Origin of the sequence: Microvirga lupini (genome assembly GCF_014191055.1) — a bacterium.
GTDB classification, from domain to species: domain Bacteria; phylum Pseudomonadota; class Alphaproteobacteria; order Rhizobiales; family Beijerinckiaceae; genus Microvirga; species Microvirga lupini_A.
The window spans coordinates 519561-542070 of record NZ_JACHWB010000003.1 but is presented as its reverse complement, the minus strand read 5'-3'; the positions used below and the strand labels follow the sequence as shown (position 1 = coordinate 542070).

General features: G+C 63.5%; 20 protein-coding genes. 7 read left to right on the top strand and 13 right to left on the bottom strand.

What is annotated here, in order from left to right; translation table 11 throughout:
- Positions 1 to 5: 5 nt before the first annotated feature.
- A complete protein-coding gene (locus FHR70_RS14105; RefSeq protein ID WP_183451162.1) occupies positions 6 to 1274 on the top strand; it encodes a DNA polymerase IV in 1269 nt (422 codons plus the stop codon).
- On the opposite strand, the gene FHR70_RS14100 is transcribed toward FHR70_RS14105, so the two are convergent.
- Positions 1271 to 2110, bottom strand: a complete 840-nt coding sequence (locus tag FHR70_RS14100; RefSeq protein ID WP_183451160.1) for a cell envelope integrity EipB family protein — start codon at positions 2108 to 2110, stop codon at positions 1271 to 1273. The two genes, FHR70_RS14105 and FHR70_RS14100, sit on opposite strands and share 4 nt — an antisense overlap.
- Before the next feature lie 126 nt (positions 2111 to 2236).
- Between FHR70_RS14100 and FHR70_RS14095 the strand changes: the two genes are divergently transcribed.
- The 3 genes from FHR70_RS14095 (at position 2237) to FHR70_RS14085 (ending at position 4746) form a co-directional block, all read left to right on the top strand.
- On the top strand, positions 2237 to 2707 hold the full coding sequence (locus tag FHR70_RS14095) for a RidA family protein (RefSeq protein WP_183451158.1): 471 nt from the start codon (positions 2237 to 2239) through the stop codon (positions 2705 to 2707).
- Complete coding sequence (locus FHR70_RS14090) at positions 2704 to 3456, top strand: glycerophosphodiester phosphodiesterase family protein (RefSeq protein WP_183451156.1); 753 nt, start codon at positions 2704 to 2706, stop codon at positions 3454 to 3456. The genes FHR70_RS14095 and FHR70_RS14090 overlap by 4 nt, the downstream gene beginning before the upstream one ends.
- 114 nt (positions 3457 to 3570) lie before the next feature.
- Positions 3571 to 4746: a GNAT family N-acetyltransferase gene (locus FHR70_RS14085; protein WP_183451155.1), complete on the top strand. Its 1176-nt coding sequence runs from the start codon at positions 3571 to 3573 to the stop codon at positions 4744 to 4746.
- A gap of 2 nt (positions 4747 to 4748) precedes the next feature.
- On the opposite strand, the gene FHR70_RS14080 is transcribed toward FHR70_RS14085, so the two are convergent.
- Positions 4749 to 5312, bottom strand: a complete 564-nt coding sequence (locus tag FHR70_RS14080) for an NADPH-dependent FMN reductase (RefSeq protein WP_183451154.1) — start codon at positions 5310 to 5312, stop codon at positions 4749 to 4751.
- Positions 5313 to 5547: 235 nt separating this feature from the next.
- On the opposite strand from FHR70_RS14080, the gene FHR70_RS14075 reads away from it, so the two are divergent.
- On the top strand, positions 5548 to 7509 hold the full coding sequence (locus FHR70_RS14075) for an HWE histidine kinase domain-containing protein (protein WP_183451153.1): 1962 nt from the start codon (positions 5548 to 5550) through the stop codon (positions 7507 to 7509).
- Positions 7510 to 7580: 71 nt separating this feature from the next.
- On the opposite strand, the gene FHR70_RS14070 is transcribed toward FHR70_RS14075, so the two are convergent.
- From FHR70_RS14070 to FHR70_RS14055, 4 genes are all read right to left on the bottom strand, one after another.
- Positions 7581 to 7832: a hypothetical protein gene (locus FHR70_RS14070; RefSeq protein WP_183451152.1), complete on the bottom strand. Its 252-nt coding sequence runs from the start codon at positions 7830 to 7832 to the stop codon at positions 7581 to 7583.
- On the bottom strand, positions 7829 to 10291 hold the full coding sequence (gene clpA / locus FHR70_RS14065) for an ATP-dependent Clp protease ATP-binding subunit ClpA (protein WP_183451151.1): 2463 nt from the start codon (positions 10289 to 10291) through the stop codon (positions 7829 to 7831). Before clpA ends, FHR70_RS14070 begins: the two co-directional genes overlap by 4 nt.
- Before the next feature lie 28 nt (positions 10292 to 10319).
- A complete protein-coding gene (gene clpS / locus FHR70_RS14060; protein WP_210277614.1) occupies positions 10320 to 10724 on the bottom strand; it encodes an ATP-dependent Clp protease adapter ClpS in 405 nt (134 codons plus the stop codon).
- Positions 10725 to 10982: 258 nt separating this feature from the next.
- Positions 10983 to 11315, bottom strand: coding sequence for a phasin family protein (locus FHR70_RS14055; protein ID WP_183451150.1), 333 nt, complete (start codon positions 11313 to 11315; stop codon positions 10983 to 10985).
- A gap of 255 nt (positions 11316 to 11570) precedes the next feature.
- Between FHR70_RS14055 and FHR70_RS14050 the strand changes: the two genes are divergently transcribed.
- Positions 11571 to 13166: an SPOR domain-containing protein gene (locus tag FHR70_RS14050; RefSeq protein WP_183451149.1), complete on the top strand. Its 1596-nt coding sequence runs from the start codon at positions 11571 to 11573 to the stop codon at positions 13164 to 13166.
- 78 nt (positions 13167 to 13244) lie between these two features.
- Here FHR70_RS14050 and FHR70_RS14045 read toward each other — a convergent pair whose 3' ends face one another.
- From FHR70_RS14045 to FHR70_RS14020, 6 genes are all read right to left on the bottom strand, one after another.
- On the bottom strand, positions 13245 to 13955 hold the full coding sequence (locus FHR70_RS14045; RefSeq protein ID WP_183451148.1) for a DnaJ domain-containing protein: 711 nt from the start codon (positions 13953 to 13955) through the stop codon (positions 13245 to 13247).
- An 82-nt stretch (positions 13956 to 14037) separates the two neighbouring features.
- Positions 14038 to 14745, bottom strand: a complete 708-nt coding sequence (locus tag FHR70_RS14040; RefSeq protein ID WP_183451147.1) for a glutathione S-transferase N-terminal domain-containing protein — start codon at positions 14743 to 14745, stop codon at positions 14038 to 14040.
- A 93-nt stretch (positions 14746 to 14838) separates the two neighbouring features.
- A complete protein-coding gene (locus FHR70_RS14035; RefSeq protein ID WP_183451146.1) occupies positions 14839 to 15195 on the bottom strand; it encodes a hypothetical protein in 357 nt (118 codons plus the stop codon).
- An 80-nt stretch (positions 15196 to 15275) separates the two neighbouring features.
- The gene (locus FHR70_RS14030) at positions 15276 to 15536 is read right to left on the bottom strand and encodes a hypothetical protein (RefSeq protein WP_183451145.1); all 261 of its coding nucleotides are present in this window, start codon (positions 15534 to 15536) and stop codon (positions 15276 to 15278) included.
- A gap of 27 nt (positions 15537 to 15563) precedes the next feature.
- Positions 15564 to 16001 (bottom strand): DUF1489 family protein, encoded by a 438-nt coding sequence (locus FHR70_RS14025; protein ID WP_183451144.1) that lies wholly within the window; start codon positions 15999 to 16001, stop codon positions 15564 to 15566.
- 54 nt (positions 16002 to 16055) lie between these two features.
- Complete coding sequence (locus tag FHR70_RS14020; RefSeq protein ID WP_183451143.1) at positions 16056 to 18032, bottom strand: acetyl/propionyl/methylcrotonyl-CoA carboxylase subunit alpha; 1977 nt, start codon at positions 18030 to 18032, stop codon at positions 16056 to 16058.
- Between the two features lie 227 nt (positions 18033 to 18259).
- On the opposite strand from FHR70_RS14020, the gene FHR70_RS14015 reads away from it, so the two are divergent.
- Complete coding sequence (locus tag FHR70_RS14015; protein ID WP_183451142.1) at positions 18260 to 19606, top strand: Nramp family divalent metal transporter; 1347 nt, start codon at positions 18260 to 18262, stop codon at positions 19604 to 19606.
- 194 nt (positions 19607 to 19800) lie between these two features.
- Here FHR70_RS14015 and FHR70_RS14010 read toward each other — a convergent pair whose 3' ends face one another.
- Positions 19801 to 22509, bottom strand: a complete 2709-nt coding sequence (locus FHR70_RS14010) for a valine--tRNA ligase (RefSeq protein ID WP_183451141.1) — start codon at positions 22507 to 22509, stop codon at positions 19801 to 19803.
- Position 22510: the final 1 nt, after the last annotated feature.

Sequence of the window (22510 nt, the reverse complement as noted above, 5' to 3'; positions counted from 1 at the left end):
GTCCCATGAGCGACGCGCCCTTCTGCCGTGACTGCCTGACCCTGTCCGCCAGCCCCCTGGCGGAACGGTGCAAGGCTTGCGGGTCCCCTCGCCTTCTGCGGCACAAGGAGCGCGACCGCCTCTCCATCGCGCATGTGGATTGCGACGCCTTCTTCGCCGCGGTGGAGAAGCGGGACGACCCGAGCCTTGCCGACAAGCCGGTGATCATCGGCGGCGGCAAGCGTGGTGTCGTCTCGACCGCCTGCTATGTGGCGCGCACCTATGGGGTGCGCTCCGCCATGCCCATGTTCCAAGCCCTGAAGCTCTGCCCGCACGCCACGGTGATCAAGCCGAACGGAGAGAAATACAGCAAAGCGGGCCGCGAGGTGCGCCAGCTCATGCTGGAGCTAACGCCGCTGGTGGAACCCGTCTCCATCGACGAGGCCTTCCTGGATCTCACGGGCACGGAGCGGCTGCATCACGGCAGCCCCGCCCTGACGTTGGCGCGCTTCGCCCGCAAGGTGGAGACCGAGATCGGGATCTCGATCTCGGTTGGTCTGTCCTACAACAAGTTCCTGGCCAAGATCGCCTCCGACCTCCACAAGCCGCGGGGCTTTTCGATCATCGGCCGGGAGGAAGCCGCCGATTTCCTGGCCGACAAGCCGGTCGGCATGATTCCAGGCATCGGCGCCTCAGCTCAGGCCCGGCTCGCGAAGGTGGGGGTGACCCAGATCGCGCATCTGCGGGTCGTGGACTTGAAGACCCTGTTCGAGGCCCTCGGCCGCGACTCGCAGCGCCTCTCCCGGCTCGCCTGGGGCGAGGACCACAGGGCCGTGACGCCGGAGCGGGAGACCAAGAGCATCTCGGCGGAGACTACCTTCGAGACGGACCTGCGGTCCTTCGAGGATCTCGAGCCGATCCTGTGGCGCCTCTCGGAAAAGGTCTCGCGACGGCTCAAGAAAGCGGGTCTGGCAGGGCGCAGCGTCACCCTGAAGCTGAAGGACAAGGAGTTCCGGCTGCTCACCCGCACCCGCTCGGGCCTCGCTCCCACCCAGCTTGCTGCCCGCCTCTTCGACCCCGCCCGACAGCTGCTCAAAGCCTCCTGCGACGGCACCGCCTTCCGCCTCATCGGCATCGGAGCCGCCGATCTGTGCGATGCGGCCGACGCGGACAAGGGCGATCTTGCGGATCAATCCGTGGTGCGGCAGGCCCAAATGGAGGCCGCCATCGACAAGATCCGCGACAAGTTCGGCGCAGGCGCCTTGCAGAAGGGAATCGTGCTGCGCAAAAACTAGCGCTTGCAGGCGGTTGCCTTCTGGACGTCGAGGCTCTTCAGCTCACCCTTGAGGGCAAAGTCGCCGTAATCGAGCCTGAGATCCCGGCTGATGCCGTTCTCGAACAGCTCGAAGGAGATACGGTAGACCGGGGTCCGGTCGCCCTTGCCTTCCTCGAAGTAGCTGATGGTGATCGGCCAGCGCGCCAGGGACGTCAGATCGTCCTTCCGCACGGCCTCTTCCAGGGATGCGAGGGCGGCGCCGGGCTCGATCTTGCGGCCGATCAGCCCGAGGGTGTCGTAGACCTTGTCGCCCTTGTTGGAGCCGTCATAGACCTTGACCGACAGGGTCGTATCGCCCCGTCGGCCGGCCTCGATGAGGCGCTTGAGGTGCTCGGTCGGAAACACCGTTTCGCCGGCAGCGCCAAATGCGGTCTTCCTCGGCTGCTTCAGGTCGACATTGAGCATGCCGTCCGGGCTGATCTTTGCGTCCCCGTCGACCTCGCTGTCTTTGATCAGGCCCTGCCGGAACGACGTGGACTTGAAATGCATGGAACGGCCATCGCCGGTCTCATAGGTGGCGGTCTGGACATCCATGGTGTTGGCGCCGGACTCGCTGCTGTTGAGGATCGTCACCTGACGATATTTCAGCGTATACCCGTCGCAGGCATCGCCGCCGAATTCCATGGCTATGCGGCCCCTCGCACCCTCGACCCCATTGGATCCGCCAGCCCGCAGGAGCGAGAGGTCGTACACGGCGCGGTGGGGCGCGAGTTGAACCGGGGCCTTCGCCGTTTCCGCGAGCGCGGGCATCAGCGAGGCGATGGACAGGCCGAAGGCCACGACGAACAAACGCATATCTTCTCCCGACGCAACGGCAGCCAAGATAGGCCGCTCCTGCCCACAGGGCAATGTTCCCGCTTGCGTCCTTCGGGCTCATCCGCCACTACTCCGTCCGGATGATGTCACACACCGAGGCTTCCAATGAGCGCAGTCGACAAGAAACTTCAGGACCTGGGGATCACCCTGCCGACCCCGGCGGCACCGGTTGCGAATTATGTGCCGTTCGTCAGAACCGGCAACCTTGTCGTCATCTCCGGGCAGCTCTGCCTCGGGCTCGACGGCAAGATGGCCGATGCGCATAAGGGCAAGGTCGGCCAGGAGGTCTCGCCTGAGGTCGCTAAGGAGGCCGCGCGGCTCTGCGCCATCAATCTTCTCGCGCAGCTGAAGGCGGCGGTCGGCGATCTCGACAAGGTCACCCGCTGCGTGCGCCTCGGCGGCTTCATCAACGCGGTGCCAACCTTCGCGGCGCTGGCTCCCGTCATGAACGGCGCCTCGGACCTGATGGTCGAGGTGCTGGGCGATGCCGGCCGGCATGCCCGCTCCACCGTCGGCGTGGCGGAACTGCCGCTCGATGCCTGCGTCGAAGTCGAAGGAATGTTCGAAGTCCAATGAGCATTCCCGGCTGGCTCGTCGCGAAGCCCATCGCCCATCGCGGCCTTCACAACAAAGCCGAAGGCGTCATCGAGAACACTGTCTCGGCCGCGGAAGCCGCCATCAAGCGCGGCTTTCCCATCGAGCTCGACGTTCAGCTGACCGCCGACAACGAGGCTATCGTCTTCCACGATTTCGAGCTCGACCGCCTCACCGGCGAGACCGGAATGGTGGCCGAGCGCAAGCTCTCCGACCTCACCAGGGTCGGCATCACCGGCGCCACAGGCGGAGACAAGATTCCCGCGTTCAAGGATTATCTCGGCACCATCGCCGGGCGCACGCCGCTGGTCATCGAGATCAAGAGCAAGTTCAACAGCGACATGCGGCTGACGAAGCGGGTCATCGAGATCCTCAAGGATTACGATGGTCCCTTCGTGGTGAAATCCTTCGATCCGGATATCGTGGCGCATCTGCGCGAGAACGCACCGGATATCACGCGTGGTTTCATCGGCGAGCTGGAATATGCCTCCAAGGCCGACAGCTTCCTGACGGATGAGCAGAAACACCGGATGGCCAATCTGCTCCATTTCGAGGAAACGCAGCCCCACTTCCTGTCCTGGCGCGTGAAGGACATCCCCTGTGCCTCGACGCATCTCAGCAGGCTCCTGGGCAACCTGCCGGTCATGACCTGGACGGTGCGCAATCCTGAGGATCGCGCCCGCGCCGAGAAGCATGCGGACCAGATGGTGTTCGAGGGCTTCCTGCCCTGATACGACCTCAAGCCTCCTCAGAACGAGGACGGTGTTTGTCGCATATTGTTGATGTTGCAAGGATCCTGCCGAGTGATTAGCTCTTGATCCCTAACGGCGGGGTCCTTCCACCTAGTGAACGTCCAAGTCAAAATCGCCCAGGGCCTGAAGGCGGTTCCTGCCGCCCAGTGGGATGCCTGTGCCTTAGGGGCCAGATCCAGCGACGACGATCCGTTCAACCCCTTCGTGTCTCACGCCTTTCTCTCGGCGCTTGAGGATTCCGGCTGCGTCGGCGCGAAGACCGGCTGGGCGCCCCTCCATGTGCTCGTGGAGGACGAGGACGAGACGCTGCTCGGCGCCGCGCCTTGCTATCTCAAGTCTCACTCCCAGGGCGAATATGTCTTCGATCATTCCTGGGCTGACGCATATGACCGCGCCGGCGGACGCTATTACCCCAAGCTCCAGGTCGCGGTGCCGTTCACGCCGGTAACCGGCCCTCGCCTCCTCGTGCCGAACGGGTCTCGGGCGGCGGAGATCCGCTCCTATCTGATCGCCGGCCTGCGGGCGCTCAGGGATCAGACCGGCGCCTCGTCCATCCACGCGACATTTCTGCAGCAGGGCGATCTCGAAGCGCTCACCTCTGAACAATTCCTGCGGCGGGACGACCAGCAGTTCCACTGGTTCAACGAAGGCTACGGCAGCTTCGACAACTTCCTGGCGGCGCTTGCCTCCCGCAAACGCAAGGCGATCCGCCGCGAGCGGCGCGATGCGCTTAGCCCTGGCATCACCATCGAATGGGTGACCGGCAAGGACATCACGGAGGCGCACTGGGACGCGTTCTTCGCCTTCTACATGGATACGGGCTCCCGCAAATGGGGCCGTCCCTACCTCAACCGCCTCTTCTTCTCGCTCATCGGCGAGCGCATGGCAGACCGGGTCCTGCTCGTCATGGCGAAGCGCAACGGCCGCTATGTCGCAGGCGCCATTAACTTCATCGGCGACAGGCGCCTCTATGGGCGTAACTGGGGCTGCATCGAGGATCACCCGTTCCTGCATTTCGAGGTCTGCTACTATCAAGCGATCTCGTTCGCTATCGCACGCGGTCTCGACCGGGTCGAGGCGGGCGCCCAGGGCGAGCACAAGCTGGCGCGCGGCTACAAGCCGGTGATCACCTCATCGGCCCACGACATCGCCGACCCCGGATTGCGCCGGGCGGTGGCAGCCTATCTCGATCAGGAGCGCCTGTACGTCTCTGAGGCCGCCGAGGAGTTGTCCGGGGCGACTCCATTCCGGCACAGGGAAGAGGACTAGGTTCAGGACGCCTTCACCCGCGAAGCAAAGGCGACGAAGCCTTCGAGGTATTTCCGGAGCTGGTCCTCGATCTTCTGATCGGCAAGAGTGCCGTCCTGATTGAAGACCGTCCCGGCCCGCGACACCATCAGGCGACCGTCGGACCAGAAGTCAGCTTTCAAGGTGCGCAGGACTGGGAGCCATGCATTCTGGGACAGAATGGTGCCGAAACCGCCAGGCGAGGCGCCGATCACGGCCACAGGCTTGTTTCCGAAAACGCGCTTGATGTCCGAGTCAGGGCGGGAAAGCCAGTCGATAGCGTTCTTGAACACGCCCGGAATCGAGTTGTTGTATTCGGGGGTGACAAGCAACAGGCCGTCCGCAGCCGCGATGGTATCCTTCAGAGCGGTCACTTTTTCCGGGATCCCCTCGGATGCCTCCATGTCCGCATCGTAGAGCGGAATGCCCCGGATGGTCTCGACGATGAGTTCCGAACCGGCCGGCATCATGCCGGCGGCGTTGCGCAGAAGCGCGGCGTTGTACGAGGCTTGTCGCAGGCTGCCTGACAGGCCAATCAGTTTCGTCATTGTCACCTCGTGCGGTCGCTCTGATTGCTTATGAGAGGCTAGAATTCAGGAAAGGCAAGTCAAACCCTCTCGCAGACAAGCTTGGCTACCAGACGGTCCGCGTCAGCAGGCCTCAAGCTGCACTCTAGAAAATGCACGACAGTGGTTCATATGTGGACTATGGACCTTCAGTCCTTCTGCGGAATTCTCCGACATTGATGCCCCTCTCGATCAGCTCCCCGCGTGAGAATGCTTGATGCATGACCGTTTCAAGCCACAGCCGGATTTCCTCGCCGATGGTGGAGTCATGGGGGAGCGCATCCGCCATCACGACTGGTCGTCAACCCCGGTCGGACCCATCGAGACTTGGCCGGACTCCCTGCGCACGGCCGTGAGCATGATGCTCCACTCCAAGTTCCCGATCTACATGCTCTGGGGGCAGGAGCTGACGAGCTTCTACAATGATGCCTATGTGCCGGTGCTCGGCTCTAAGTCGGAGGCGCTGGGCCGATCCTTTCGCGATGTCTGGGCAGAGGCCTGGGCAACGGTCGGGCCGATTGCCGAGAAGGCTCTTCTGGGGCAGGCCAGCTACTTCGAGGATCTGCCGATCACTCTGGAGCGCAACGGCTACCCTGAACAAACCTGGTGGACGTTTTCGTACAGCCCGATTCACGACGAGTCCGGCGAGATCGGGGGTATTGTCTGCATCGTCCACGAAACGACGGGTAAGGTGCAGGGCGAGCAGCGCCTCGACTTCCTCGTCCGCCTGAGCGACCGCCTGCGTGGGCTCAACGAGCCGATCGAGGTAATTACCGCCGCCCAGGAGATGCTGGGCGAGCACCTCAGGACGAGCCGGGTCGGCTATGGCGAGGTCGAGGAGACCGCCCGTTATTTCACCACGGAGCGCAATTGGACCGACGGCACCGTCGCACACCAGACCGGCACCCACGACCTTGCCGCCTTCGGCCCGGAGATCCATGGTGCGCTGACCCGCGGCGAAACCCTGGTGGTTCACGATGCGGCGCAGGACCCGCGCACCAACTCCCCGGAGCACCTCGCCGCCTTTGCCGCCTTGGAATTCTGCGCAGTCATTACCTGCAGCCTCATCAAACGCGGGCGCATGGTGGCGGCCCTGTATGTGCACAATCGGACTCCGCGCCTCTGGAGCGAGAGTGAGGTCAAGCTGATCGAGGACGTGGCGGAACGGACCTGGGATGCCGTCGAGCGCGTCCGCACGGAAGCGGCTTTGCGCAAGAGCGAGGAACGGCTGCAGCTCGCTATCCAGGCCTCAAGCGTCGTCGGAACCTGGGATTGGGATGTCCCATCCAATCTCATCTATGCGGATGAACGGTTTGCGAGGCTGTTTGGCATAGATCCCAAAGTCATCGCGACCGGTGTGCCACTGAACAGCTTTACCACAGGGATTCACCCCAAAGACCGCGAGCGCATCGAAGAGCAGATCCGCAAAGCGCTCGAAACAGGGGAGCATTATGCTGCCGAGTACCGCACCATCGGCATCGATGGGCAGGTGCACTGGGTGTCGGCACAGGGGCGCTGCTACTATGTGGCAGGGCAGCCCGTCCGTTTTCCCGGGATCGTCGTGGATATCACCGACCAAAAGCGCGCAGAAGAGCATCAGCAGCTCCTGATCCACGAGCTGAATCATCGGGTGAAGAACACGCTCGCCACTGTGCAATCCATTGCCTCCCAGACCATCCGCAATGCCGGCACCATGGAGGAGGCCCGCTCAGCCATGGAAGCGCGCCTGCTCGCCCTCTCCCGCGCTCATGACGTGCTCACGCGAGAAAACTGGGAGGGTGCAGGCCTGCTGGAGATCGTCCAGGAAGCCATGGCGCCCTATCGGCATGAGCGGGAAGAACGCATCCGCATGGAAGGGCCCGATGTTCGCCTCTCGCCCCGCATGGCGCTGGCCATCGCCATGGCTCTCCAGGAACTCGCCACGAATGCGGTGAAGTATGGTGCCTTGTCGAATGAACGCGGTGAGGTGCGGATAGCATGGTCGGTGAATGATGCCCCGGAGAAGCGCCTGCATTTGACCTGGTCGGAAACCAGCGGGCCGACAGTCAGCATTCCGCAACGCAGAGGCTTCGGCACCCGCCTCATCGAGCGGAGCCTCGCTCAGGATCTCCATGGCAAAGCGACCATCGATTTCGCCCCGACCGGGATCGTCTGCACCGTCGACGCCCCGATAGCCTGAGGGCAAACGAAAAGCCGTACCGGAGGAATATCCGGCACGGCTCAATGTCAATCAGATTGGAGCGTCGGCTCTCAGAGAGTGGCGATGATGGCTTCGATGCCTTCCATGATCGCTGCCGGCGACGTGCCGAGAGCGCCCAAGCCCACCTCCAGGAACCAGTAGCAGCCAAGGACGATTACGGGCACGAGGACCCAGCCGAGGATCTCCTCAAACCAGACGCGCCGGCGACGGCGCTGATAGCGCTTCTCGCGCCAGGACAGCTTCGCCGGAGCGTTGTGGGTGCCGGAGGCCTGAAGCGGCCCCTCGTGGATTTCAGTCGTCATGCTCTAACCAATGGAACCTTCGGAACGGTGCGGACACCTCCGCCCCCATTACCATCGGATCCCTTCGGCTTCACCGACTTTTTCGTCTTCGAAGACGCGGACTTCGCCTTGGGCTTCTTCTTGGCGTTCGTCACGACCTTCTCGGGCTTGGGCTTCACCGGGCCTTCGACATATTCGAAGCCCAGGCTTTGCAGGGCGATCTCGTCGGTCTTGACCACGACCTTGACGGCCCCGCCCTCCTTGAGGCGGCCGAAGAGAACCTCGTCCGCCAAAGGCGTTTTGATAGTCGTCTGAATCAGACGGCCCATCGGGCGGGCGCCCATCGCCTCGTCATAGCCATGCTCGACCAGCCAGTCGCGGGCCTCGTCCGTAAGCTCGATCGACACGTTGCGGTCGGCGAGCTGAGCATCCAGCTGCATGACGAACTTGTCCACGACCTTCTGGACCACTTCCTTCGGCAGATGACCGAACGAGATGATGGCGTCCAGGCGGTTGCGGAACTCCGGCGTGAACAGCTTGTTCACGGCCTCGGTATCGTCGCCCTCCCGCTTGGTGCGGGTGAAGCCGTAGGCCGGGCGGGCCATGTCGGCGGCACCCGCATTCGTGGTCATGATGATGATCACGTTGCGGAAATCGACCTGCTTGCCATTGTGATCCGTCAGCTTCCCGTGGTCCATGACCTGGAGCAGGATGTTGAACAGATCCGGATGCGCCTTCTCGATCTCGTCGAGCAGGAGCACGCAATGCGGATGCTGGTCGATGCCGTCGGTCAGGAGACCGCCCTGATCGAAGCCCACATAGCCGGGAGGCGCACCGATCAGCCGGCTGACCGTGTGACGCTCCATGTACTCCGACATGTCGAAGCGCAGGAGCTCGACACCGAGGGATGCGGCCAGCTGCTTGGCCACCTCGGTCTTGCCGACGCCCGTGGGACCGGCGAAGAGATAGGAGCCGATGGGCTTTTCCGCATCGCGCAGGCCCGCGCGGGCCAGCTTGATCGCCGAGGAGAGCGCCTCAATGGCCTTGTCCTGACCGTAGACGACCCGCTTGAGGGTGTCCTGCAGGTGCGCGAGCACCTCCGCGTCGTCCTTTGATACGGTCTTGGGCGGGATCCGGGCCATGGTGGCGATGGTCGCCTCGATCTCCTTGATGCCGATGGTCTTCTTGCGACGGCCCTCGGGCAGGAGCATCTGCGACGCGCCGGTCTCGTCGATCACGTCAATCGCCTTGTCGGGCAGCTTCCGGTCGTTGATGTAGCGGGCCGACAGCTCCACCGCCGCCTTCACGGCGTCGTTGGTGTACTTGAGCTTGTGGAAGTCCTCGAAATAGGGCTTCAGACCCTTCACGATCTCGATGGCATCCGGCACGGACGGCTCGTTGACGTCGATCTTCTGGAAGCGACGCACAAGAGCGCGGTCCTTCTCGAAATACTGACGGTATTCCTTGTAGGTGGTCGAGCCGATGCACCGCAGCGAGCCCTGCGCCAGTGCCGGCTTCAGGAGGTTCGAGGCATCCATGGCGCCGCCCGAGGTGGCGCCGGCGCCGATCACCGTATGGATCTCATCGATGAACATGATGGCGTTCGGGTGGGCCTCGATCTCCTTCATGACCTGCTTCAGGCGCTCTTCGAAGTCACCGCGGTAGCGGGTGCCGGCGAGCAGCGTGCCCATGTCGAGGGAGAAGACGGTCGCGCCTTTGAGAACCTCCGGCACCTGGCCTTGAACGATCTTGCGGGCAAGGCCTTCCGCGATGGCGGTCTTGCCCACGCCGGGATCGCCGACGAGGAGCGGGTTGTTCTTCTGGCGGCGGCACAGGACCTGGATGGTACGCTGGACCTCCGACTCGCGACCGATCAGCGGATCGATCCGGCCTTCCTTCGCCTTCTTGTTGAGGTTGACGCAGTAAGCTTCGAGAGCATCGCCCTTTTTCTTCTGGCGTGCGTCACCCTCTTCCTGGGTCGGACGCTCGTTCGGCGCCTCCTCCTCGGAACCACGCGGAGAGCGGCTCTCGGTGAGGCCCGGGCGCTTGGCGATGCCATGGCTGATGTAGTTGACCGCGTCGTAGCGGGTCATGTCCTGCTCCTGCAGGAAGTAGGCGGCGTGGCTCTCCCGCTCGGCAAAGATGGCGACCAGCACGTTGGCGCCCGTCACTTCATCCCGCCCCGAGGACTGGACATGGATCACCGCCCGCTGGATCACGCGCTGGAAGCCGGCCGTCGGCTTCGAATCCTGGCGTCCATCGGCGACAAGGTTGGCGAGTTCGCTGTCGACGTAATCCACGAGATTGCGGCGGAGAACGTCGAGATCGACATTGCAGGCCCGCATGACGGCCGCAGCATCCTGGTCGTCGATCAGGGCCAGGAGGAGGTGTTCGAGGGTTGCGTATTCGTGGCGGCGCTCGCCGGCAAGAGCGAGGGCTCGGTGAAGGGCTTGTTCAAGACTGCGAGAAAAGCTCGGCAACGGCTTGTCCTTTATGAGCGGGGCTCGACTAATTCTTTTCCATTACACACTGCAGAGGATGCTGGTGCTTCCGGGCGAAATCCATCACCTGGGTCACCTTGGTCTCGGCAACCTCGTAGGTAAAAACTCCACATTCCCCGACGCCGTTCTGGTGCACATGAAGCATGATCCGGGTCGCATCTTCTCGGTTCTTGTTGAAGAACCGCTCCAGCACATGCACCACGAACTCCATCGGGGTGTAATCATCGTTCAAGAGGAGAACGCGGTAAAGGTTCGGCCGTTTCGTGCGCGGCTTGGTTTTCGTAATGATGGCCGTGTTGGAGCGACCGCCATCATCGCCGCCAGAATCTCCCCCTGGAGGCTGCGACCCGCCGGCAGCCGAAATCGGAGACTGCCCCGACAGAGTCAAAGTACCATAAGCTAACCGCAGCATCGTCGGACGACCGCCCCTTCTTCTCGTCTCGTCTTGGCTCCGGCCCCATCCCGGTTCGGACCAAAGCACACAGCCAAATCTATAGTCGCTCCATTCGGTTCGCCAGATCAACCAGATGGGTGGTCGCAGCGTGGATGAAAAGAGCGACATGTTGGTCACGCCTTCGCGACCAGGGTCCCGCCCCGTTTCACCCGCCCAATGCAAAACGCCCGGCACATGGCCGGGCGCTTCATCCTAAAGGATAGGAGACTTGATTGGTTAGGCAGCGGACTTGGCCAGAAGGCCTTCGTAGGGCTTCAGCGTCTCGGTGGCGAGGCTCGAGTAGAGCGAACCCATCTTAGTCGATTGGCTGACCAGGCTGTCATAGGCGCCCTTCACGTAGGCCGTCTGAATTTCCACCGCCTTGTCCAGGGTCTGAACGCCGAGCAGCTTCTCGACCGTGGAAGAGGTGTGCTCGAACGACTTACGGGCAAAGTCGGCTGCCTCGGTGGCAATCGCCTGAGAATTGCTGGAGAAAGCGCCGAGCGCCTTCATGGTGGCGTCCAGGTTGTCCTGGCCGAACTTCTGAATCTGGGTGAACGGCTGAAGCATTGTGAACCTCGACAATAAGGCGTTTAATGAAGGTCGACGCTGCTGAGCAGCTGACGGAGTTCTATATGTGCAGTGCACAATATTTGTCAAGTTCCATTGTGCATCGCACAATATTTCTCACAACAGAATCATCCCTGTTAACGCCCCCCGTAACCGCAACCTCTTACGGTTAGAGGATGTGTTGCGCCGGCAACGGTTCCTTTCAGAGAGCCGGGCGCAAGGGCCTAAAACCAAACGAAACAGGGAATTTTCAGCATGAATTCGGTTTGGATGGGACACCGAAAGGCATGGGCTCTCGTTGGTATTGCCGCATCATTTGCCATCACCATCACCTCCCCGGCTGAGGCAGCCCGCCGTAAGGCTCCCGCCGGCGGTGGCTACAGCCCTCCGAGCGCCTCCATCGTGGTCGATGCCAAGACGGGCAAGGTCCTGCAGGGCGAAAACATCGATGCGCCCCGCATTCCCGCCTCGATCACGAAGGTCATGAGCCTTTATCTGCTCTTCGAGCAGCTCGAGCGGGGCCGGATGAGCCTCAGCACCCCTCTGACGGTTTCCTCCTATGCGGCCAGTCAGCCGCCGACCAAGCTCGGCCTACGCCCCGGTTCGACCATCGAGGTCGATGACGCCATCAAGGCGATGGTCACCCTTTCGGCCAACGACGTCTCCGTGGTGGTGGCCGAGAACGTCGCCGGGTCGGAAGAGGCCTTTGCCCAGATGATGACCCGTAAGGCGCGGGAACTCGGCATGAGCTCCACGGCCTTCTATAACCCGCATGGCCTGCCGCACGATCCGCCGAACATCACCACGGCGCGCGACCTGTCGATCCTTGGCCGGGCCATCCAGGACCGCTTCCCGAAATACTTCGCCTATTTCGAGACCCGCTCCTTCCAGTACGGTCAGCGCACGATCCGCGGGCACAACCGCCTCCTGGGCAAGGTCGAGGGCGTGGACGGGATCAAGACCGGCTATACACGCCTGTCCGGCTTCAACCTGCTGACCTCGGTCAACACGGCCAGCCGCAGCATCGTCGCGGTGGTTCTCGGTGGCCGCTCCGGCGCCTCCCGCGACCAGAAGATGGCCGGTCTGATCGGGGACCACCTGCCCCGCGCCTATGCCGGTGCCCGTATCGCTCCGCCGGTGGTCGAAGGCTCCGCCCAGCCCACCATGGTGGCCGAAGCGCCCGCCCCACGTCAGGTCGAGCCGGCTCCCGTGCAGGCTCCGGTCAGGGTCGCCTCAGCGACTCCGGAGGCTCCGATGGCCCAGGCGACGACGCCGCAGCCTGCCCCCGAGCGCAAGCCCCTCGATCTGAACACCCTGCGCCCGGTGGTGGCATCCGCAACCGGTGCAAGCTCCACCACGACCCCCTCCTCCACCTCGTCGGTGCGCTGGCAGAAGGGTCAGGAGCCGCTCCCGCTGAACGCCCAGGCCTATGCCGCCCTGCCCCCGCAGGCTGCTCCGGCCCAGATCCCGGCGGCGCAGAGGGCTGCGCTGGTGGCCAAGATCGAGGCGAAGCCCGTCGAGGCGGCCCCAACTGCGGCCGTCATCAAGACCGCCTCGCTCAAGGTCGAAGCCCCCGAGCCGAAGAAGGTCGAGCGCCCGGCGGTGGCCGGCTGGGTGATCCAGCTCGGCGCCACGGATGACGAGTCCAAGGCGAAGGGTATGCTGGATTCGGCCCGCAGCCGCTTCGGCAAGGTGCTCGGCAAGGCCTCGCCGTTTACCGAGAAGGTGACGGTCGATGGCAGCACGCTCTACCGCGCCCGCTTCTCCGGCTTCTCGGAATCGGATGATGCTGCCAAAGCCTGCAAGCAGCTCAAGAAGAGCGGCGTGAACTGCTTCGCCGCCCGCGGCTGAGACAGAATTGAAGGCCCCTGAGACGGTGCGTGTGTTTGCACCGTCTCAGTCTGACGCAACCGGATCGCGCGTGGAGTATCAGCGATGTCGGCCCAGCAGGACTTCTCGCGCCTCGTTCACACGAGCCGCAAGATACGCCGTGCCTCCATGATCGGGATGGAGCCTCTTCATCAAGGTTCGATGCGCTTTTCGGACCTCGTCGAGGCTCGCACCCGGCTGAAGCCCCAGGATTTGATAGGCTTCCTCTTTCGTCATTACGCCCGACTGCGCATGAGTGCGCGTCCGCGTGTCACGATCTCCCTGAGCGTTTTCACGCCAGCCGGAAAACCGGCGATCAAGATACGCCTCTAGAAGGGGGACGCCCTGCGGATCGTGGGCGCTGCATTCGTCATAGAGGCGGCGCAGGCTCCCAGGATCGAGGCTGGACAGGCGCCGTCCCGCGAAGGCCCCGACCAGAACGGTGCCTTCGACGGCACCCGTCGCATGGTCGATCTCCATCTCGATCATGGCCGAGCGGATGCGGGAGAAGCGGCCCGGCTGGGGCTGAAACCGGCTCCACGGCCCGGGCAGGCTGACGACGTTCCATCCCAGCGCCCAGGCTCCCAGTCCGCCGATGAGGAGCGCAAGACCGGGTTGCCCTTTGGCACCTACCCACACGGCAGCACCCAAAGCAGCGACTCCGCCGACCGTCCTGACGGCCTTGGCCAAAACCTTCGCGTCGGCACGCGTGTAGGTCTTGCCGAGCCACCACAGAAGGGCGACTGCGGCGATTCCGAAAAGAAGCATCATAGTTCTATGTCCCCACCCCAACATGTGGGCCGGGATAGGGCGGATGTAAATTGCCGCCTGGACAAATGCGGCAGCCGCAGGGTCACTCCGGGCGTGCCGGAATGGTGAGGCCGCGCTGAACCGCTGGACGGGCCAGCCCCCGCTCCAGCCATGCCGGCACGCGCTTGAGGCTGTCGAACTCGACCAGTTCCCCAGCGCCGTAGAAGCCGATCAGGTTGCGCACCCAGCCCAGCAGGGAGATGTCCGCGATGGTGTAGTCCTCGCCCATGATCCAGTCGCGACCATCGAGCCGAGTTTCGAGCACGCCGAGGAGGCGCTTGGACTCATTGCGGTACCGCTCCAGCGGCCGCTTGTCCTCGATCTCGCGGCCGGCGAACTTATGGAAGAATCCGAGCTGACCGAACATAGGGCCAACCGCGGCCATCTGGAAGAACACCCACTGGATGGTTTCGTAGCGGCGCGCCGGGTCGGACGGCAGGAGCTGCCCGGTCTTCTCGGCCAGATACAGGAGGATGGCGCCCGACTCGAACAGGGCGAGCGGCTTTCCGCCCGGGCCATTCGGATCGATAATGGCCGGGATCTTGCCGTTCGGGTTCAGCGCCAGGTACTCGGGAATCCAAGTCTCGTTCTTGCCGATATCGATGAAGTGCGGCTCGTAAGCGAGCCCGGTCTCCTCCAGCATGATGGAGACCTTCACGCCATTCGGCGTGGGCGTGGAATAGAGCTGAATGCGGTCGGGGTGCTGGGCCGGCCAGCGGGTGGAAATTGGGAAAGCGGATAGATCGGCCATGGGAGCTCCATCATCGACGTGAGTCGTGGTGGAGAGATGCTAGAGGGGCGACAGCGGCTTGCAAACGCGAAGCCGCTGCCGGCCGATCAAGTTTCAGTGCAGAAGGCGCACAGCGCCACGCTGACTTTCGCGCTCCCAAGCCTGAACGACGACTCCATTAATGCCCGAATCGTGCAGCCTGTCGCTCAGATCGATGAAATGACGCTCGGTCGCTTCCACATCGAACTCGATCTGCTCGTCCTCCGACTGCTCCAGCTCGCAGGCCGCATAGCGCTCGTAGGCCGCCGACATCTCGGCATAGGCGAAGGCGACAGGCAGGGTGCGGAAGATGGTGGAGAATTCTTCATCCAGCTCGCCGGTCGTCAGGTCGCGCATTTGGACGAGATAGCCGTCGTCATGCTCGCAGACCTCGTAACGCCAGTGCCGGCCTTCGGATGCGCACATCAGCATCGGAACCTCCACTCAACTAAACTGCTGAGCCAATGCAAATTGCGCCAGCGAGGTTCCAGGAGGATCCCCAGCAAAAAAGTCTAACGGGATATGCCGAATTCCGTCCGGACGCGCCCGCTGATCCGCACCTGGGTTCCGTTGCCGAGATCGATGAAGCCCTGCTCCCCCTTCAGGCCGCCTCGTCTCTCCTCCTTAGAGCCACGGGGCGGGAGGGGCTCCTCGCAGCCAGGCGGCAGCCGGACTTCCATGCCGGGCGGGAGGTGCGGCGTGCGGCAATCCTTCGCAAGCGCTGGACCGGCTGCGCCAATCAGAAGCAGGGACAAGATAATCGGGATCTTCATCACTACGCCTCCGCGGATTCACATAAGTTAGAGAAGACCGAGTTCGGCCAGTTCTCGACGCATGTCCTCGGGCATCTTGGCGAGATCGCCAGCCTTCCCATCAATATCACGCGGGGCGTCCTTCGCAACGAGATAGCGCCAGCCTTGGAATGGCCTGTAGGGCCTTGGCTCCACGGCCACCACCCTAGGGTCAAGCACCAGACGACAGCGTCCGATCCCATCGCCGTCGGTGAAGGGGCGGATATCGAGGAGCGCCTGTCGGGCCGCCACTTGGCCTTTGATGACCCAGTATAGCGAACCGCCGCCCAGAAGCTCTTCCACGCGTTTGGGAACCATGCGGGTCGTGTGCGTCTGCTCGTAGTCGCGTCCGAGCCTGCGATGAAGCGCGCGGTTCTCCTCGATCCATTCCTCGAGATCGGTGATCGAGTCGCAGCCGACGCAGAGTTTGATCAGGTGAAGGGCCATGTTCGCTTTCAACCATGCGCCAGCAGGATCGGAAATCCGGCGATGCGACGCAGGCTATTCCTCTGTCTTGAGCACAATCAGGCGCGCGCCTTCCGCCACCTGCGCACCCGGTTCGGCGGCGATCTCAGCCACCTCGGCATCGGAGGGCGCCAGGAGCACGTGCTCCATCTTCATCGCCTCGACGATGGCAAGCCGCTGCCCCTTTTCGACCCGATCACCGGGCTGCACGAAGACGGCGACAAGTTTGCCGTGCATCGGGGCCTTGACCGAGCCGCCCTCGTCCATGTGCTCGAGATCCACATCGAACGGGTCGTAGGGCTGCACCAGCGTCTGGCGTCCGTTGCGCAGGATGTAGACGCCGTGCGGCGCCTCCACCTCCTGGTCGATCTGCTCATCGGCCCAAGGGTCGCTCTCACCGAAAGCCACCGTGCTCGCGCCGTGATGCTCCGGACTGAAGATCTCGCGTGCATCGACCCGCTCGCCATCGACGAGAAGCGGCACGCCGACGCTGCGGGCTCCCAGCAGCTGGAAGCCATCCGGGTTCGACCAGGGCGAGGACGGCTCATCGCTCTTCTGCAGTTCGGCCATGCGCAGCCGCTCGATTTCCCGCGAGATGAGCGCCGCCGCGCCGAACGACACGGCGACATCGTCGCGGGGCTTAGGCCCGACACCGAGCGCATCAAGATTGCGGTCGATGAAACCGGTGTCGAACCGCCCTGCCCTGAACCCTTCCGCCTCGCAGAGCTTCTTGAGGAAGGCAGCGTTGGTCTTGGGGCCGGCCACGATGGTCTGCCCGAGCGCCTCCGCGAGCTTGTCCAAAGCTTCCTCGCGGGTTGCGCCGTGCGCGATGACCTTGGCGATCATCGGATCGTAATAGGGCGTGACCTCCACTCCGGCTTCCACGCCAGTGTCGATGCGGATGCCCTCGCCTTCCGGGAATTCCAGCGCCCAGAGCTTGCCGGTCGAGGGCAGGAACTCCTTCTCGGGATCCTCGGCGTAGAGACGCGCCTCGACCGCATGGCCGTCGATGGCGAGATCGTCTTGCGAGAACGGCAGCGTCTCACCGGAGGCCGCGCGGAACTGCAGTTCCACCAGGTCGAGCCCCGTGATCGCCTCGGTGACGGGATGCTCCACCTGCAAGCGGGTGTTCATCTCCATGAAGTAGAAGCGGTCCGGGCGCAGGCCTTCGCGGCCATCGGCGATGAACTCGACCGTTCCGGCGCCCACATAGCCGACCGCGCGGGCGGCTTCGACAGCGGCGCGGCCCATCACGTCGCGCATCTCGGGCGGCATGCCGGGAGCCGGTGCCTCCTCGATGACCTTCTGGTGGCGGCGCTGGAGCGAGCAGTCGCGCTCGAACAGATGCACCACGTTGCCGTGCTGGTCGGCGAAAACCTGGATCTCGATGTGACGCGGCGAGAGAATGTATTTCTCCACCAGCACACGTGGATCGCCGAAGGCGCCCGCAGCTTCACGCTGGGCGCTCTCCAGGGCGGCATCGAAATCGGCTGCCTTCTCGACTCGCCGCATGCCCTTGCCGCCGCCGCCCGCGACCGCCTTGATGAGAACCGGATAGCCGATCTCGTAAGCCTTCTGGCGCAGGAAATCCGGATCCTGCTTGGCGCCGTGGTAGCCCGGCACCACCGGCACGCCGGCCTGCTGCACCAGGGCCTTGGCGGCATCCTTCAGGCCCATGGCCTTGATGGCGGAGGCCGGCGGGCCGACGAACACGATGCCATTCGCCGCACAGGCCTCGGCGAACTCGGCCCGCTCGGACAGGAAGCCGTAGCCGGGATGGATGGAAGCGGCCTTCGTGCGCTTGGCGACCTCGATGATCCGGTCGATCTGGAGATAGCTCTCGCGGGCGGGGGGCGGGCCGATGAGATGAGCCTCGTCCGCCATCTGGACGAACAGCGAATCGGCATCCGCTTCCGAATAGACCGCAATGGTGCGCATTCCCAGCCGTTTGGCAGTGTGGATGATGCGGCACGCGATCTCGCCGCGATTGGCAATCAGGACGCTCTCGAGCATGTCCATCCCTTAATCTGAAATCTGTTCAGGTTTTGGGAAACCTAGAGCAAACCTCAAGGGACTTGTCACGCGGGAACCGTCTACAGTCCACCTCCTCCAACAGGCCGGCAGTCCATTGGGGTTAAAGCACCGGTCCCGATGCAACTTTGTGCAACTCTCCTCTTGCCGGAGCGTTTGTTCCACGCTAGCTTCTTATTGCAAATGGTTTGCAACTGCAGAAAGTGACCATGGATCAGCCGGCTCCCGTCTCCCTCGTGCAGAAGGCCGCATGGCGGCGCTCCTCGGACCTGCCCTCCCTGCCGGAGGTCAACCGTTCGATCGCCGTGCGGCCGGGATCGACTTGGCGCCGGGCAGCGGCTTTCCTCGGCCCGGGTTATCTGGTGGCCGTAGGTTACATGGACCCAGGCAACTGGGCGACCTCCCTGGCCGGCGGGTCGAAATACGGATACGCCCTGCTCTCGGTGGCGCTGATCTCCAACATCATGGCGATCGTCCTGCAATCGCTCTGCGCCCGACTTGCAGTGGCCACGGGCCGCGACCTCGCTCAGGCCTGCCGGGACTCGTATCCAAGACCTGTCGCCTGGGGGCTGTGGCTGCTCGCGGAACTCGCCATCTGCGCCACGGACCTCGCCGAGGTCATCGGCACGGCCATCGGCCTGAACCTGCTGTTCGGCATTCCGCTGGAGATCGGCGTCATCATCACGGCGCTCGACGTGTTCCTGATCCTCTATCTTCAGAATCTCGGCTTCCGCTGGGTCGAGGCCTTCATCATCACTCTGCTCGGCGTGATCGCAATCTGCTTCGGCATCCAGATCGCCATGGCCGATCCGGACTGGGCTGGCGTGATCACCGGCTTTGCACCGACGACCGAGATCGTCACCAATCCGGACATGCTCTACCTCGCGCTGGGCATCCTCGGCGCGACGGTGATGCCGCATAACCTCTATCTCCATTCCGGCATCGTGCAGACCCGCGCCTATGGCGACACCCTGAAGGAGCGGCGTGAAGCACTGCGCTTTGCCACGATGGACTCGACCATCGCGCTGATGTTCGCGCTCACCATCAACGCCTCCCTGCTCATCCTGGCGGCTGCAGCCTTTCATGGAACCGGGCGGACGGAGATCGCCGAACTCGGCGAGGCGCACACCCTGCTCCAGCCGATTCTGGGCAGCGCCATCGCGCCGATGCTGTTCGGGCTATCGCTTCTCTGCTGCGGCCTCAACTCCACCGTGACGGCCACCATGGCGGGCCAGATCGTCATGGAGGGCTTCATCAACTTCAAGATGGCGCCGTGGATGCGCCGCCTCATCACCCGTGGCATCGCGATCATCCCGGCGGCTGGCGTCACCATTGCCTATGGCGAGGGCGGCACGGCGAAACTGCTGATCCTGAGTCAGGTGATCCTGAGCCTCCAGCTCCCCTTCGCGGTGATCCCCTTGGTGACCATGACCGCCTCGAAAGCCAAGATGGGCGACCTCGTCACCCCGCGTTGGCTCACCGTCATTGCCGGTGTGATCGCGGCGGTGATCGTGGTTCTGAATGTGAAGCTGCTGGTGGACTTCGTGCTAGGGTAAGAGGCGCCACACTGTCATTCCGGGGCGGCTCGTCAGCTTCGAGCCCGGAATTCATAACCCCGAAACCGACGAAAAAGGGCGCTACGATCACCGTAGCGCCTTTCTTTATTCGATTGGCGGTGATGGATTTCCGCGCCTTCGGCGCGGCCCTTCGGGTCGGGTTCCGCTGCGCGGCCCCGGAATGACAGTGACTGCTACGCGTCCTTCAACCGCCCGAGCGCCTCTTCCATCTTCGCCTTCCGGGTCAGGGCCTCCTCGCGCCGCTCGCGCTGCTCCTCGACGACCTCTTCCGGGGCACGCTTGATGAAATCGGCGTTGCCGAGCTTCGCGTCGATCTTGGCCACCTCCCCATCAAGCTTCTGAATCTCCTTGGCAAGGCGTGCCCGCTCGGCATTGAGGTCGATGACGCCCTCCAGCGGAAGCGACGCCACCTCGCCGCGGATGAGGAGCTGAATCGAGCTCTTCGGAGCCGCGTCAGTGAAGGAAATGTCCGAGATGCGCGCGAGGCGCTTCACGATATCGCCCCAGCGGCCGGCGCGAGCCTGCACGTCGACGGAGGAGGCCACGAGCACGAGCGGAATCTGCGCGCCAGCCGGCACGTTCGTCTCGGAACGGGCGGAGCGGATCTCGTTGACGAGGTCCACCACCCAGCCGATCTCGGCCTCGGCCTGCTCGTCGATAAGGTGATCGAGGTTCGACCAGGCGCTCAGCGCCAGGATAGCCTCACGCCGCGGGCCGTCCTCGCCCTTGATCGCCCACAGCTCTTCCGTGAGGAACGGCATGAACGGGTGCAGAAGCTTGCAGATCTCGTCGAAGATGAACGCGATCGTCGCGCGGGTTTCATTCTTCGCAGCAGAATCGGCGCCTTGCAGGACCGGCTTGGCGAGTTCGAGCGTCCAGTCGCAGAACACGTTCCAGACGAAGCGGTAGGCCGAGAGCGCCGCCTCGTTGAACTTGTAGGCCTTAATGCCCGCAGACACCTCGTTGATCGCCTTGGCGCATTCGCTGAGCGCCCATTTGTTGAGCGTCTCCTTGACGGCCTTCGGATCGAAGCCCTCGACGCGCCGACACTCGTTCATCTCGGCGAAGCGCGCGGCGTTCCAGATCTTGGTGGCGAAGTTGCGGTAGTTCTCGACGCGCTGCACGGACAACTTGATGTCACGTCCCTGCGCGGCCATGGAGGCGAGCGTCATGCGCAGGGCATCGGCGCCGTATTGCTCCACCACGTCGAGCGGGTCGATGACATTGCCCTTGGACTTCGACATCTTGGCGCCCTTCTCGTCGCGGACGAGGGCGTGGATGTAGACCGTGTCGAAGGGCACTTCGTCCATGAAGTGCAGGCCCATCATCATCATGCGGGCGACCCAGAAGAAGATGATGTCGAAGCCCGTCACCAGCGTGTTGGTCGGGTAGTAGCGCTTGAGTTCCGGCGCATCGTCAGGCCAGCCGAGGGTCGAGAACGGCCACAGGGCGGACGAGAACCACGTGTCGAGCACATCCTCGTCGCGCTTGAGGTCGACGTCCTTCCCGTGCTTCGCACGCGCCTCAGCCCGAGCGTGCTCTTCGCTCATGGCAACATAGGCGTTGCCCTGATCGTCGTACCAGGCCGGGATCTGGTGTCCCCACCAGAGCTGGCGCGAGACGCACCAGGGCTCGATGTTCTCAAGCCACTGGAAATAGGTCTTCTCCCAGTTCTCGGGCACGAACTTGGTCTGGCCCTTACGCACCACGTCGAGGGCGCGGTCGGCGAGCGGCTTCACGTTCACGTACCATTGGTCCGTGAGGTAGGGCTCGATCACCACATTCGAGCGGTCGCCATGAGGCACCATGTGCGTGTGCGGCTCGATCTGAACGAGGAGCTCGCGCTCTTCGAGCATCGCGATGATCTGCTTGCGCGCTTCGAACCGACCAAGGCCGTCGAGAGCGAGAACGGCCCTGAGATCATCCGTCTGCGCGACACCTTCGAGGAAGGCCTCATTGCCGGCGAGCGCCAACTGCGCCTCGGTGCCGAAAATGTTGACGAGCGGCAGCTTGTGGCGCTTGCCGACCTCGAAGTCATTGAAGTCGTGCGCAGGCGTGATCTTCACTGCGCCGGTGCCCTTCTCGGGATCGGAGTACTCGTCGGCGACGATCGGGATGCGGCGTCCGACGAGCGGCAGGATCGCGAACTGGCCGATTAGGTCCTTGTAGCGCTCGTCCTCCGGGTGAACCGCCACGGCCACGTCGCCGAGCATCGTCTCGGGACGGGTGGTGGCAACCGTGATCGAGCGATCGGGCTGACCGTCGATGGCATAGCGGATGTGCCAGAGGTTGCCCTTCACCTCGACCTGCATGACCTCCAGGTCCGAGATCGCGGTCTGGAACTTGGGGTCCCAGTTCACGAGACGCTTGTCCTTGTAGATCAGGCCCTGCCTGTAGAGGTCCACGAAGACCTTCAGCACGGCCTGCGACAGGCCCTCGTCCATGGTGAAGCGTTCGCGCGACCAGTCGCAGGAGGCGCCGAGGCGCTTGAGCTGGCGCACGATGGTGCCGCCGGACTCCTCCTTCCACTCCCAGACTCGCTTGACGAATTCCTCACGGCCGAGGTCGCGGCGCTGGATCTGGCGTTCGGCCAGCTGGCGCTCCACGACCATCTGGGTGGCGATGCCCGCGTGGTCCATGCCCGGCTGCCAGAGCACGTCCTTGCCCCGCATGCGCTCGAAGCGGCAAAGGATGTCCTGGATCGTGTTGTTGAGGGCGTGCCCCATATGGAGCGACCCGGTCACGTTCGGCGGCGGGATGACGATCGTGTAGGGTACGGCGTTCTTGCGATCCTCGCGGCCGGCCTTGAAGGCCTCTGCCTCCTCCCAGCGGGTGGAAATGCGTGCTTCGACAGCGGAGGGATCGAACGTCTTGTCCATCATG

Excerpts from the sequence above, each read along its gene's own strand:
- FHR70_RS14050 (WP_183451149.1), top strand. The coding sequence starts at position 11,571 with ATGAATTCGGTTTGGATGGGACACCGAAAGGCATGGGCTCTCGTTGGT.
- FHR70_RS14035 (WP_183451146.1), bottom strand. The coding sequence starts at position 15,195 with ATGCTGATGTGCGCATCCGAAGGCCGGCACTGGCGTTACGAGGTCTGC.
- FHR70_RS14020 (WP_183451143.1), bottom strand. The coding sequence starts at position 18,032 with ATGCTCGAGAGCGTCCTGATTGCCAATCGCGGCGAGATCGCGTGCCGC.
- FHR70_RS14080 (WP_183451154.1), bottom strand. The coding sequence starts at position 5,312 with ATGACGAAACTGATTGGCCTGTCAGGCAGCCTGCGACAAGCCTCGTAC.
- FHR70_RS14025 (WP_183451144.1), bottom strand. The coding sequence starts at position 16,001 with ATGGCCCTTCACCTGATCAAACTCTGCGTCGGCTGCGACTCGATCACC.
- FHR70_RS14075 (WP_183451153.1), top strand. The coding sequence starts at position 5,548 with ATGCATGACCGTTTCAAGCCACAGCCGGATTTCCTCGCCGATGGTGGA.
- FHR70_RS14090 (WP_183451156.1), top strand. The coding sequence starts at position 2,704 with ATGAGCATTCCCGGCTGGCTCGTCGCGAAGCCCATCGCCCATCGCGGC.
- FHR70_RS14040 (WP_183451147.1), bottom strand. The coding sequence starts at position 14,745 with ATGGCCGATCTATCCGCTTTCCCAATTTCCACCCGCTGGCCGGCCCAG.
- FHR70_RS14010 (WP_183451141.1), bottom strand. The coding sequence starts at position 22,509 with ATGATGGACAAGACGTTCGATCCCTCCGCTGTCGAAGCACGCATTTCC.
- FHR70_RS14055 (WP_183451150.1), bottom strand. The coding sequence starts at position 11,315 with ATGCTTCAGCCGTTCACCCAGATTCAGAAGTTCGGCCAGGACAACCTG.
- FHR70_RS14100 (WP_183451160.1), bottom strand. The coding sequence starts at position 2,110 with ATGCGTTTGTTCGTCGTGGCCTTCGGCCTGTCCATCGCCTCGCTGATG.
- FHR70_RS14015 (WP_183451142.1), top strand. The coding sequence starts at position 18,260 with ATGGATCAGCCGGCTCCCGTCTCCCTCGTGCAGAAGGCCGCATGGCGG.
- FHR70_RS14070 (WP_183451152.1), bottom strand. The coding sequence starts at position 7,832 with ATGACGACTGAAATCCACGAGGGGCCGCTTCAGGCCTCCGGCACCCAC.
- FHR70_RS14095 (WP_183451158.1), top strand. The coding sequence starts at position 2,237 with ATGAGCGCAGTCGACAAGAAACTTCAGGACCTGGGGATCACCCTGCCG.
- FHR70_RS14105 (WP_183451162.1), top strand. The coding sequence starts at position 6 with ATGAGCGACGCGCCCTTCTGCCGTGACTGCCTGACCCTGTCCGCCAGC.
- clpS (WP_210277614.1), bottom strand. The coding sequence starts at position 10,724 with ATGCTGCGGTTAGCTTATGGTACTTTGACTCTGTCGGGGCAGTCTCCG.
- FHR70_RS14045 (WP_183451148.1), bottom strand. The coding sequence starts at position 13,955 with ATGATGCTTCTTTTCGGAATCGCCGCAGTCGCCCTTCTGTGGTGGCTC.
- FHR70_RS14030 (WP_183451145.1), bottom strand. The coding sequence starts at position 15,536 with ATGAAGATCCCGATTATCTTGTCCCTGCTTCTGATTGGCGCAGCCGGT.